The sequence below is a fragment of the Methylobacterium sp. GC_Met_2 genome (genome assembly GCF_026540795.1).
GTDB lineage: Bacteria > Pseudomonadota > Alphaproteobacteria > Rhizobiales > Beijerinckiaceae > Methylobacterium.
The window spans coordinates 36,495-47,548 of sequence record NZ_JALNUM010000043.1 but is presented as its reverse complement, the minus strand read 5'-3'; the positions used below and the strand labels follow the sequence as shown (position 1 = coordinate 47,548).

Annotated in this window: 12 protein-coding genes; 6 read left to right on the top strand and 6 right to left on the bottom strand. The window is 68.0% G+C overall.

What is annotated here, in order from left to right; all coding sequences use genetic code 11:
• Nucleotides 1–18 precede the first annotated feature (18 nt).
• On the bottom strand, nt 19–477 hold the full coding sequence (locus tag OXS49_RS16110) for a response regulator (RefSeq protein WP_243925574.1): 459 nt from the start codon (nt 475–477) through the stop codon (nt 19–21).
• Between the two features lie 8 nt (nt 478–485).
• Complete coding sequence (locus tag OXS49_RS16105; protein WP_244008255.1) at nt 486–953, bottom strand: BLUF domain-containing protein; 468 nt, start codon at nt 951–953, stop codon at nt 486–488.
• Nucleotides 954–1,243: 290 nt separating this feature from the next.
• Between OXS49_RS16105 and OXS49_RS16100 the strand changes: the two genes are divergently transcribed.
• From OXS49_RS16100 to OXS49_RS16080, 5 genes are all read left to right on the top strand, one after another.
• Entirely contained in the window at nt 1,244–2,590 is a 1,347-nt protein-coding gene (locus OXS49_RS16100) for a flagellar hook-basal body complex protein (RefSeq protein WP_244008201.1), read from the top strand.
• Between the two features lie 31 nt (nt 2,591–2,621).
• Nucleotides 2,622–4,451 carry a flagellar hook-associated protein FlgK gene (gene flgK / locus OXS49_RS16095; protein ID WP_267425611.1) on the top strand — a complete coding sequence of 610 codons (1,830 nt, stop codon included), beginning with the start codon at nt 2,622–2,624 and terminating at the stop codon, nt 4,449–4,451.
• Between the two features lie 2 nt (nt 4,452–4,453).
• On the top strand, nt 4,454–6,010 hold the full coding sequence (locus OXS49_RS16090) for a flagellin (protein ID WP_267425610.1): 1,557 nt from the start codon (nt 4,454–4,456) through the stop codon (nt 6,008–6,010).
• A 150-nt stretch (nt 6,011–6,160) separates the two neighbouring features.
• Nucleotides 6,161–6,421 carry a hypothetical protein gene (locus OXS49_RS16085; protein ID WP_244008198.1) on the top strand — a complete coding sequence of 87 codons (261 nt, stop codon included), beginning with the start codon at nt 6,161–6,163 and terminating at the stop codon, nt 6,419–6,421.
• A gap of 1 nt (nt 6,422) precedes the next feature.
• Nucleotides 6,423–6,743: a porin gene (locus OXS49_RS16080; RefSeq protein ID WP_244008197.1), complete on the top strand. Its 321-nt coding sequence runs from the start codon at nt 6,423–6,425 to the stop codon at nt 6,741–6,743.
• 20 nt (nt 6,744–6,763) lie between these two features.
• Here the strand turns inward: OXS49_RS16080 and OXS49_RS16075 are convergent, their stop codons facing one another.
• From OXS49_RS16075 to OXS49_RS16065, 3 genes are read right to left on the bottom strand one after another with little or no spacing between them, the layout of a single operon-like run.
• Nucleotides 6,764–7,237 carry a hypothetical protein gene (locus tag OXS49_RS16075; RefSeq protein ID WP_267425609.1) on the bottom strand — a complete coding sequence of 158 codons (474 nt, stop codon included), beginning with the start codon at nt 7,235–7,237 and terminating at the stop codon, nt 6,764–6,766.
• On the bottom strand, nt 7,224–7,568 hold the full coding sequence (locus tag OXS49_RS16070) for a rod-binding protein (protein ID WP_267425607.1): 345 nt from the start codon (nt 7,566–7,568) through the stop codon (nt 7,224–7,226). Before OXS49_RS16070 ends, OXS49_RS16075 begins: the two co-directional genes overlap by 14 nt.
• Nucleotides 7,569–7,594: 26 nt before the next feature.
• A complete protein-coding gene (locus OXS49_RS16065; protein WP_244008194.1) occupies nt 7,595–8,731 on the bottom strand; it encodes a flagellar basal body P-ring protein FlgI in 1,137 nt (378 codons plus the stop codon).
• A gap of 243 nt (nt 8,732–8,974) precedes the next feature.
• Between OXS49_RS16065 and OXS49_RS16060 the strand changes: the two genes are divergently transcribed.
• Nucleotides 8,975–9,403 (top strand): flagellar assembly protein FliX, encoded by a 429-nt coding sequence (locus OXS49_RS16060; RefSeq protein ID WP_267425605.1) that lies wholly within the window; start codon nt 8,975–8,977, stop codon nt 9,401–9,403.
• A 102-nt stretch (nt 9,404–9,505) separates the two neighbouring features.
• On the opposite strand, the gene OXS49_RS16055 is transcribed toward OXS49_RS16060, so the two are convergent.
• Nucleotides 9,506–11,002, bottom strand: coding sequence for an ATP-binding protein (locus OXS49_RS16055; RefSeq protein ID WP_267425604.1), 1,497 nt, complete (start codon nt 11,000–11,002; stop codon nt 9,506–9,508).
• Nucleotides 11,003–11,054: the final 52 nt, after the last annotated feature.

Below are 11,054 nucleotides of genomic sequence, written 5' to 3'. Positions count from 1 at the left end.
GGGCCGGACGGCTTGGCCTCAGAACTTCCCGAGCATCGGGAATTCCACGCTCAAGCTCGATTCCGCCGCCATTGGCGCCTCGCGCTTGCGCGGTTTGCGGTTGAGCACCTGCTTCAGCTTCGTCTTCAGAACCGCCATGTCGAACGGTTTGAGGATGAAGGCGTCCGCCCCCGCTTGGTGGGCGAGGTTGATGTCCTCGAAGTCGAAGGACGATTCGGTGAGCATGAACGGCGTGTTCATCAGCGCGTCGTCGGCGCGGATCTCGCGCAGCAGGCTGAGCCCGTCCATCGGTTCCATATCGAGATCGGAGATCACCAGGGCGTAGCGGCGCTGGCGCAGACGCTCCAGGGCCTCCGGCGCACTGGTGACGCCCTCGACATCCGGGAAACCGATCCGGGTCATCAGCATGATGATCAGCCGGAGAAGTTTCTCCTGATCATCGACGATGAGGATCGGGGGCGTATCGCTCTCGGACATCGCGCGGCTCAGACGAAGAGATGATCGATGCCCTGGCGGGACATCGTGTCGGATTGCAGAGACAGGCACAGCCCGTGGATCGCGGAGGCCTTCGGCGTGCCGCGCTGGAGCATCGGCAGCAGGTTGGCCTTGGCGAACAGCGTCTCGTTCCCGGGCGTGCGCTGCGCGCTCTTGAAGGAGTGAACGAACTCGCGCTTGGCGATCTCACGCCATTCACTGATCTGCACATCCCGATGGCGGCTGTCGGCGTTGACCCGGTCGAAGGTCTCGTGGACGGACGAGCGCTCGCCCTCGATGACCTGGCAGGCGAAGTTCCCCTCGATCACGAGGAAACTCGTGATGACCGCGAACTCGTTCTTCTTCTGGGCGATGCGGCCGATATCGCCGATCTGCTCCGACCGCTTCGCCGCGTCCGACGACAGGTTCAGGCGCGAGAAGTAGATGATGTGGACGAGGCTCGTCCGTTTCGCCCGCATGATCCCGAGACCTGAAATCCCCACCGGTTCGGCGCTTCCGGGCAGGTCGCGCCGCACCCGATCCTGGCCGAAGGCGAGTCTCGCATGAGTCCGGATAACGCGTCGTAAACGAGGGCTGGCGGCCATCACGGGCCTGCTGGGCAGGATTTGCCGGCTCCGGCTGTCCGGCCTGCCAAGGCTGCCGAGTCGCTCCGCGACGGACTCAGTGTTTTCAATGGCTTAGCCCTGGCACAGCGGTTGCGGCCGATTGGGGCTGCGGGCCGTGCCGGCGCGCATCGGGATCGCTCGCCATGGATCTTTTCTCAGCCCTGCAGACCTCGGTCTCCGGATTGCAGGCGCAATCCTACGCCATCAGCAACATCTCCGGGAACATCGCGAACTCGCAGACGACCGGGTTCAAGCGCGTCGACACCAGCTTCGTCGACCTGATGAACGAATCGACGCCCAAGCGTGAAACCTCCGGTTCCGTCCTGGCGCAGTCGCAGCTGACCAACACGCTGGCCGGCAACATCGTCGCGACCACCGTGCCGACCAACATGGCCATCAGCGGCACGGGTTTCTTCACGGTGGTGCAGAAGACCGGCGACGCGAACGGCGCTTCGACGCTGGGCGGCACGACCATGTACACCCGCCGGGGCGACTTCTCGCAGGACAAGGACGGCTACCTGGTCAACGGAGCCGGCGGATACCTGACCGGCACGAATCTCGACCCGAAAACCGGCCAGGTGGTCAGCACGGGTCCCGTCCAGCTCAGCAGCGTCTCGCTCCCAGCTCAGGCGACGACCACGATCACTTACGCCGCCAACCTGCCGGCGACGCCCGCGACCGCCAACTACGCCGCCACGAAGGACGACACCTTCAATGGCGCGGCGGGAGCCTCGGTCACTGCGGCCAACGCTCCGGATTTCGTCAGCAAGAGCATCTCCGGCCCCTCCGTCACGGCCTACACGGCGACCGGCGCGCCGCTGACCTTGAGCACGCGGTGGGCGAAGATGAAGGATGCCGACCCGGCCAGCAACACCCCGGCGACGTGGAATCTCTTCTACGCGTCCGACCCGACCGTCTCGGCAACCGCGACCGCTTGGCAGAATGTCGGGACGGACTTCACGTTCGACTCCACCGGCAAGATGCTGACGCCGACCGCCAATCCTGTCCCCCTCGGCGCAATCAGCATCGGCGATTACACGTTTCCGAGTGTCAGCATGAACATCGGAGCCGGCAACCTGACGCAGTACTCGGATACGAGCGGTGCCGTCACGACGAACAAGCTGACCCAGGACGGCAATTCCGCCGGCACCCTGACGAGCGTCGATGTCGGCAGCGACGGCAAGGTCAACGGCACGTTTTCCAACGGGTCGGTGGCGGCGATCGCCACGGTGGGCATCGCTCAGTTCGCCAATCCGGACGGTCTGAAGGGCGACACGAGCGGCAACTATCTCCAGACGGTCGATTCCGGTCCGCCGCTCACCGGGCTCAACGGCAGCACGATTTCAGGAGCGAGCATCGAGCAATCCAACACCGACATTGCGACCGAATTCTCTAAGATGATCGTAACCCAGCAGGCCTATTCTGCGAACACGCGGGTCATGTCGACGGCTCAGACGATGATGTCTGATCTGCTCAACGTGATCCGCTGAGTGTTGAGCGCCGGGCCGCGGAGGGTGTGAGATGTCGCTGAATGCGCTTTCGACCGCCACCGCGGGGCTGGCCGCCACACAGGCGGCGATCAACGTCGTCTCGCAGAACGTAGCCAATGCGGGGACGGCGGGCTACGTCAAGCGGACACTCTCGACGGTCTCCACCGGCCCCAACAATTCCGGGGTCGCGGCCGGGCAGATCACGCGCAGCTTCGACGCTGCGGCGCTCAACCAGCTGCGGCTGGAGACGTCGGGCGCCGCCTACACCAGCACCAAGGCCGGAATCACCACGCAGCTCGATGCCCTGTACGGCACACCGGGCACCGCGACGTCGCTCGACGGCACGCTGAACACCTTCACCGAGTCGTTGCAGGAGCTGGCCGCGAGCCCGACCTCCGCGGCGGCGCGCACGACGGTCCTCGGCAACGCATCGGCGCTGGCCAGCCAGATCAACAGCGCCGCCGATACGGTGCAGTCCCTGCGCAGCGGGATCGAGGCGCAACTCGGCTCCGATACGAGCGCGGCGGGCGCGCTGTTGATCAGCATCGCGAACCTGAACACGAAGATCCAGAACACCTCCGACGGCGCCTCGATCGCCGATCTGCAGGACCAGCGCGATCAGGCGGTCACGAGCCTATCAAGCTACATGGACGTCAAGACCACCCCGCAGCGTGACGGGACGATCTCGGTCATCACCCAGTCCGGCGTGACGCTGGTCGACCGCGGATCCGCGGCTTCCCTGAGCTTCGACGGCCGCGGTACCCTGAACGCCACGTCGACCTACGCGACCGATCCGAACCAGCGCTCGGTCGGGACCATCACCGCCACACTGCCGGGCGGTGGCATCATCGACCTCGGCGCACCGAATGTGCTGCGCTCCGGCAGCCTCGCGGCCGAGTTCGAGCTGCGCGACCAGACCCTGCCGCAGGCCCAGCGCCAGCTCGACGACCTTGCGGCGGGTCTCGCCACCGCGCTGACCAACAAGCAGGTCACGGCGACCCAGGGGGCGGGCAATTCCGCCGCGATCGACCTGACCGGCCTCCAGGCCGGCAACACCCTGATCATCCCCGCCAACGCGAACAGCACGGGCCGGAACATCATCCTGGTCGCGTCCAATGATGCATCGCCGATCACGGCGAGCCAGACCGCCGATGCCAACGCCCTGGTGGCGAAGATCCGGATCCCGGTGGATCCGAACCAGGTTAGCGCGGCGCTGAGCGCCCTCGATCCCACTCTGTCGGCGTCCGGCACCGGCGCGGCGATCACCCTCACGAGTTCGGCCGCCTCACCGCAGGTCACCGGTACGGCGAGCATCACCGTCCCGACCTCGGCGGATCCCGCGTCGGGCTATCCGCAGATCGCGCTGTTCGTCGACGGCACGGGCAACACCCTCTATACGGGCTCGCTCGACGGTGGATCGAAGCTCGCGGGGCTCGCCCAGCGCCTCACCATCAACAAGAACATCTCCGCCAACACGGCGTTCTTGACGGCGACGAGCGCCACGGACCCGACCGCGACCGGCAAGCGCGCACAGATCCTGTTCTCGGCCTTGACCTCCACGGCGATGACCTTCTCGTCGGCGAGCGGGATCGGCGGGGTCTCGGCACCCTACAGCGCCACCGTGGCGGGCTTCGCACAGGACATCATCGCGACGCAGGGCGCGGCTTCCGCGAACGCGAACGCGATCGACGCGACGCAGCAGACCGCGCTCTCCACGGCGCAGGCCCGGTTCTCCTCCGCGGCGGGGGTCAACATCGACCAGGAGATGTCGAACCTGATCGCCCTTCAGACCGCCTACGGTGCCAACGCCCGCGTGCTCTCCGCAGCCCGCGACATGCTCAACCAGCTGCTGCAGATCTGATCATGACGACGATCACGCCCTTCGCGGCCGGCTCCTACATCACGGCCCGCAACGCCTCGCACCTGACGGCGCTGAAGAATCAGCTGAACGACCTGTCGAATCAGGTCTCCAGCGGTAAGGTGGCGACGACCTATGGCGGCCTCGGCTCCGGGCGTTCGACGGCGCTCTCCGCGCAGGCGACGCTCAGCGCGCTCACCGGCTACGCCGCCGGCATCGGCATCGCCCAGACGCGCACGAATCTCGCGGTCACCAGCCTGACGCAGGTCGCGACGATCGGGACGAGCGCCCGGGACGCGCTCAACAACGGCCTCCAGAGTGCCGCGGCCACCACCGTTGCCGGTCGCGCGACCGCACTGTCGGACCTGCAGACCGCCCTCGACACGCTCAACCAGTCGGCCGCGGGCAACTATCTGTTCGGTGGCGGCAATGCGACCACCCAGCCGGTGGTCGATGGGACCACGATCCTCAACGGATCGACCAACAGCGACGGGACCAAGAAGCTTGGCCTGCAGGGCTACATCGCCGACCAGGTGGCGGCGGATCTCGGATCGGGGATGGGGCGGCTGACGGTCTCGTCCGCCGGCATCAACCCGGTGGTGGTCTCGGAGCCGAACGATGCGACCCGCGGGACCTTCGGATTCACCCTGGGCAATGCCTCGTCGTCGACGACCGCGATCACCGCCGCCCCCGTGACTGGAACAACCGGCGCGCCGGGCTCGGTCAGCTTCAACGTGACCGGTCAGCCGGCCGTCGGCGACAGCGTCACGGTTACGCTGCAGATGCACGACGGGACCTCGACGACTCTGACGCTCACCGCAGTCGGCGGAACGACGGAAACGTCTTCCACGGGGACGGGGGCGACCTTCACGATTGGCGCGAGTCCGGCCGCTACCGCCGACAGCCTCAACGGGGCCTTGCAGAACGCTCTGAAGGCCGCTGCCGGAACCACCCTGGCGGCCAGCTCGACGGCGACCGCCGCGCAGAACTTCTTCACAGGCTCGGCGAACAAGCCTGTCTATCCCCCGCGCATCGCCGATCCAAGCGGCACGCCGAGCTACGTCGCTGGAACGAAGGACAGCACCGTCCTCTGGTATCAAGGCGAGGATTCCGGCACCCCGGCGATCGACACGCAATCGGTCCAGATCAGCGCGAGCGCCAGCGTCGGCACCGGCGCACGGGCCAACGATGCCTCGATCCAGAAGGTGCTGACCGGCCTCGCCACGATGGCGTACGCCCTGCCGGCCACGAGTAGCGGCGACGTCAACACGGCCTATCAGGCCGTAGTCGATCGGGCGGGACAGCTCCTCACCTCCGCGTATACCAGCCCGAGCGTTCAAGATACTGTCACCCAGCTCTCGCTCGCGTCCGCGCGTCTGACCAATGCGGGCACGACCAACGCGGCCACCCAGAACACCGTCCAGAATACCATCGACGGAATCGAGCAGGCCCCGACCGAGGAAGTCGTTGCCAAACTCCTCGACGTCCAAAACCGGCTTCAGGCGAGCTACCAGATCACCGCCACGCTCTCGAAGCTCTCGCTCGTCAACTACATCAGCTGAGGACCTCCGGCAGCCGATGCGCTGTCGCGCACGTCTGAGGTGAAGCGGATCTCGATCGACCGCCGCGATCATAGTCTTGCCGCTTTCCCGCAGTGAACCGTGGGGTGCGGATGCGTTTTGGCGACGCCGCCGATGTGAGGAGAGGTTCGCATGGCGTTGTCCGAACCTGTCGAACGCGTTCGCCGGCTTGGTCCCACGCCGGATGTCGGCGCCCTCGTCATGATCGAGCAGGCGATCGATCTGTACGCCGCTGGCTACACTCATTTGGACGAACGCCGTATCGCCCTCGATATTCTCCTGCGTGATCTCGCACGGCTGCGCACCATCGAGCCGGATCTCGATGTCTTCATCGCTCAGGTTGAAAGCTATATCGATTCCCTACACTGCCAGTTGACGCGACAGGCCGCCTGAGATGCCGGAAAAGCTTCTGCCGCCCTCTCTCCTGGCAGCCCTCCTCCTGAGCTTCCCCGCCTTCGCCGCCGAGCTGCAGAAGGCGCCCGTGGCGCCTGGGCCGGTGCCATGCCCGTCGAAGGGGCAAGGTTTCGTGCGTTTGCCGGGCAGCGACAGCTGCGTGCGCATCTCCGGCCGGGTGACCGCCGGGACGGATCTACGCGTCGGGCACGCTCCGGCGATGGCGCCGCTCGTCGCGGGTCGCCTCGCGATCGACAATCGCGCCGACACGGATCTGGGCGAGGTTCGGACCTACGTGCGGATCGGCAACGGTCGCCGCTGAACGCCCCGTTCGCGGGTGTCCTACAGGTTCCGGGACAGGACCAGGGGCCCGCTGCGCACGCCGCGTCCATAAGGGGAGGGCGCCTGAGCCTGGCGGCCGTAGGTCGCGGGCAGCTGCGCGCGGCCGATCTCCTCGGCCAGGGATTTGATCAGACTCTCCGACACCGTCCGGGCGCTGTCGAGCACGGTCTGGTTCGCTTCCACGGCGGCGGTGAACTGCCGGTGCGCTGCGCGCAGACGCTCGACGCCCTCGGGATGGAAGCGCTTCAGCGCCACGGCGTTCGCCTTGGCGACTTCGAGCCCCTGCATGTAGGCAGCGGCCAGCGCCGCTTTCGGCTCGGACGCCGCGATCCCCTCCCGCAGCCGCCCGGCGCGGACGTGGTCCGCTTCCTCGGCCAGCACAGCCTCGAGCGACGCCATGTTGCCGAGCACGCCTGCGACCAGCGCCTCCGCGGTCACGCGATCTGCGACGCGCAATGGCTCAGCCTTGTGCATGGGTCGCTCCATCGCTCGCTGCTCCCTGCATCTTCATGATCTCACGGAAGATCGAATCGGCAATGCCGACGCCGCCGCTCTTCACGATCTGTCCCGCGTATTCCTTGGTCAGCATCGAACGGTAGACGCTGCCGCCCGTGCCGTTCTCGCCGAGCGGGCCGTCGGTCCCCTGGGACTGGGTCAACCGGTCGAGGCTCGATTCGAGGAACATCGACTCGAACTCGGTCGCGGTCTTCCAGGCCTTGGCCTTGCTGGCGGGGCCGATGCGGCCATCCGCTGCGGTGCCGAGGCTCGCGGCTGCGTTGGCCGTGATGGTGGTGTCTTGCAGCATGATCGTACCCTCCACTGACGATATCGTCACATCAGCTCGATTTCGGCCTGCAGGGCGCCGGCCGCCTTGATGGCCTGCAGGATCGAGATCAGGTCGCGGGGGCCGACGCCCAGTGCGTTCAGCCCATCGACCAGTTCGCGCAGGCTCACGCCTTCCTTGACCAGGGCCAGCTTGTTGCCCTCGCCGGTATCGACCTTCACGCCGGTCCGCGGCACCACGGTGGTGCGGCCGTTGGAGAGTGGGGCCGGCTGGCTCACCTGCGGCTGCTCGGTGATGGTGATGGTCAGGTTGCCCTGCGCGATCGCCACCGTGGAGACGTGGACGTCGCGGCCCATCACGATGATGCCGGAGCGCTCGTCGACGATCACCCGCGCCGTTTGATCGGGCTCGACCTTCAACTGCTCCACCTCGGTGATCAGGCGGATCATGTTGCCGTTGTACCGGGCCGGGATCTGGATCGTCACGGTGGCCGGGTCGGTGGGCTCGGCGGTGTCGGCGCCCATGAAATCGTTGATCGCCGCCGCGATCCGCTTCGAGGTCGTGAAATCGGGATTGCGCAGCGACAGGCGCAGGGCTTTTGCGTCGTTCAGCTTGAAGGCGATCTCGCGCTCGATATTGGCGCCATTGGAGATGCGTCCGTTGGTCGGCACGCCCCGGGTGATCTTGGCGGCGGCGCCCTCCGCGGCGAAACCCGCGATCGCCACCGAGCCCTGAGCCAGGGCGTAGACCTCGCCGTCGGCGCCGAGCAGCGGCGTCACCAGCAGCGTACCGCCCTGGAGCGACTTGGCATCGCCGAGCGAGGAGACGGTCACGTCGATCCGGGTGCCCTGCGCGGAGAAGGGCGGCAGGCTCGCCGTCACCATGACGGCGGCGAGGTTCTGGGTCCGCATCGTGGCGCCGCGGGTGTTGACGCCGAGCCGCTCCAGCATCGCCTGGAGGGATTGCTTGGTGAACGGAATGTTGTTGAGCGTATCGCCGGTGCCGTTGAGGCCGACCACGATGCCGTAGCCGACGAGCTGATTCTGGCGCACGCCCTCGATGGAGGCGAGGTCCTTCACCCGCGACAGGGCAAGCGCCGGGCCCGACAGGGCGCCGAGCAGAAGCGCACCGGCGACGAGGCCGAGCAGGACTTGCAGGAGACTGATCGCGGGGCGCGGGCGCATGCCGAGGGTTTCACGGGTGAACGGACCTGCCGTCCTCCTGCCAGCGCCGTGCCACGAACGGCCAGCCGCCAAGCGTCTCGGAACGTTGTGTTTTCACCGCGAGCCGCGATACGGATGGGTGCCCGGAGCAGGCACCGGACCTGCCTACCCGGCAGCTTCTGCCGGCTCGTTTACCGGCGCTTAACCCCGTGAGCCGAGTTTCCGGTTTGGCGCAGGGGCGCCGGGAGCACCGCGAACCGGATCATGCGCGTCGAGACTCGCCAGCCGATCCAGAGCGCAGGCGGCGTCGCAGCCCCCCGGCGGCCCGAAGGCAGCCCCAGCTTCAGCCTCGACGCGGCTTCGACCCCGACCTCGGGCGCTAACGCTCCGGCAGCCACAATGTCGCTGGCCGGGCTCGACGCGGTCCTGCTGCTTCAAACCGAGAGCGAAACCCCGCAGGAGCGGCGCCGCCGCTCGGCCAAGCGCGGCCAGGATCTGCTCGACGGCCTCGACCGGTTGAAGGCCGCGCTGCTCGGAGGCCGGGTCGCGCCGCAGGACCTGCGCGCGATCGCAGGCCGGCTGGCCGAGCGGTCGGGTCCCTCGGGCGATCCGCGGCTCGATGGCCTCATGACCGAGATCGAGTTGCGGGCGGCGGTGGAACTCGCCAAACTTGAAACGCGCCGGAGCGTCTGACTAGAGCCGTGCCCGATCGCGTTGCAATCGAGCACGGCTCGAAGCCCTTGTTCTGGCGCGCTCTCTTACGCCGAACCGGAATCCACTTCGGCGGAGAGCGCTCTAACCCGCCCGCCGCTTCGGCCCGGTCGGCAGCAATTGCGGTTCGCCCGGCCCGGTCTCCACGCCGAGATCCGGCACCGCGATGATCGGCGCACCACGCAGGTCCTTGCGGGTGACGATCGCGCCGCGTTCCTCCAGATAGGCCAGCATCCGCCGGGCCCGGCCGCCCGAGCTGGTACCGTAGGCTTCCGCCAGCATCGTGTCGGTGGGGCAGGGCGCGCCCTCGATCGCCGCCCGGGCCACCACCAGGAACAGGCCGGCCAAATCGTCCGGTAGGCCGGCCGCGATCTCCTGCGCCCGCGCCCAGCCGGAATCGTCGGCGACCGCGCCCCCGGCCTCGGCCCGGGCCACCGCGAGACGCCGCTTGAACTCGGGCAGGCCCATCGTGTCGCCGCGCAGGCGCCGGATCCGGCAGCGGACCGTGAAGTCCTGGTAGAGCGTCGCGGGCGTGCAGGCGGCGGCGTCCGCATCGGCCAGGACCGAGCCCAGCACCTCGGCGAGCGCGGCCTCCCGCGCCTCCGGGTCCATCGGTTCCTCGTCGGGCTCCTCGGCGGGCGCCGGCGGCCGATAGTTCGCCAGCTGGACGAGCACGTCCGGCGTCGGCGCGGGACGCGGCTTCGGGCGCGGCGCGAGCGGCACCATGCTGTCCTGAGGGCTCGCCGTCAGGATGAGCGCACGGGCATCCTCCGTCGCCTCCGGCAGCGGCACGAGGACCGGCGAGGAACTCCGGCTTACCGTGACGGTCGGCCCGACCGCGATCGTGAGCGGGCGGCGCGACAGCGCTGGCCCTAAAGCCACGAAATGCCCCCGCGGCAGATCGCGGAACGTCTCGGCCTGGCGGCGTTCGAGGCCGAGGAGGTCGGCGGCGCGTGCCATGTCGATGTCGAGGAAGGTCCGGCCCATCAGGAAGTTCGAGGCCTCGGCCGCGACGTTCTTGGCAAGCTTGGCCAGCCGCTGCGTGGCGATGATCCCGGCCAGACCGCGCTTGCGCCCACGGCACATCAGGTTGGTCATCGCTCCGAGCGACAGACGCCGCGCCTCGTCCGAGACCTCACCGGCCGCCGCGGGTGCGAAGAGCTGCGCTTCATCCACCGCCACCAGCATCGGGTACCAATGGTCGCGGTCCGCGTCGAACAGGCCGCCGAGGAACGCGGCTGCGGCGCGCATCTGCCCGTCGGCGTCGAGATTCTCCAGCGACAGCACCACCGAGACCCGGTGGGTGCGCACCCGGGCGGCGATCCGCTGCAGCGCGACATCGTCGCCGTCGGCCTCCACCACGACGTGGCCGTAGCTGTCGGCGAGGCTCGCGAAATCGCCCTCGGGATCGATGATCGCCTGCTGCACGAGGCCTGCGCTCTGTTCCAGCAGGCGCCGCAGCAGGTGCGACTTGCCGGAGCCCGAATTGCCCTGGACCAGGAGCCGCGTGGCGAGCAGTTCGGTGAGGTCGAGGAGCGCGGGGCGCTCGCCGGTCAGGCCGAGATCGATGTCGGAACGCATGGCGCCTCATAGCATGCCGGCGGCGGCTGCGGGCGGTCTGCTGGCATCTGTC

Bases quoted from the DNA above. Each gene is read 5' to 3' on its own strand.
- OXS49_RS16090 (WP_267425610.1), top strand. From the start codon at position 4,454: ATGACGACGATCACGCCCTTCGCGGCCGGCTCCTACATCACGGCCCGC.
- OXS49_RS16055 (WP_267425604.1), bottom strand. From the start codon at position 11,002: ATGCGTTCCGACATCGATCTCGGCCTGACCGGCGAGCGCCCCGCGCTC.
- OXS49_RS16085 (WP_244008198.1), top strand. From the start codon at position 6,161: ATGGCGTTGTCCGAACCTGTCGAACGCGTTCGCCGGCTTGGTCCCACG.
- OXS49_RS16060 (WP_267425605.1), top strand. From the start codon at position 8,975: ATGCGCGTCGAGACTCGCCAGCCGATCCAGAGCGCAGGCGGCGTCGCA.
- OXS49_RS16065 (WP_244008194.1), bottom strand. From the start codon at position 8,731: ATGCGCCCGCGCCCCGCGATCAGTCTCCTGCAAGTCCTGCTCGGCCTC.
- OXS49_RS16100 (WP_244008201.1), top strand. From the start codon at position 1,244: ATGGATCTTTTCTCAGCCCTGCAGACCTCGGTCTCCGGATTGCAGGCG.
- flgK (WP_267425611.1), top strand. From the start codon at position 2,622: ATGTCGCTGAATGCGCTTTCGACCGCCACCGCGGGGCTGGCCGCCACA.
- OXS49_RS16110 (WP_243925574.1), bottom strand. From the start codon at position 477: ATGTCCGAGAGCGATACGCCCCCGATCCTCATCGTCGATGATCAGGAG.
- OXS49_RS16080 (WP_244008197.1), top strand. From the start codon at position 6,423: ATGCCGGAAAAGCTTCTGCCGCCCTCTCTCCTGGCAGCCCTCCTCCTG.
- OXS49_RS16070 (WP_267425607.1), bottom strand. From the start codon at position 7,568: ATGCTGCAAGACACCACCATCACGGCCAACGCAGCCGCGAGCCTCGGC.
- OXS49_RS16075 (WP_267425609.1), bottom strand. From the start codon at position 7,237: ATGCACAAGGCTGAGCCATTGCGCGTCGCAGATCGCGTGACCGCGGAG.
- OXS49_RS16105 (WP_244008255.1), bottom strand. From the start codon at position 953: ATGCGGGCGAAACGGACGAGCCTCGTCCACATCATCTACTTCTCGCGC.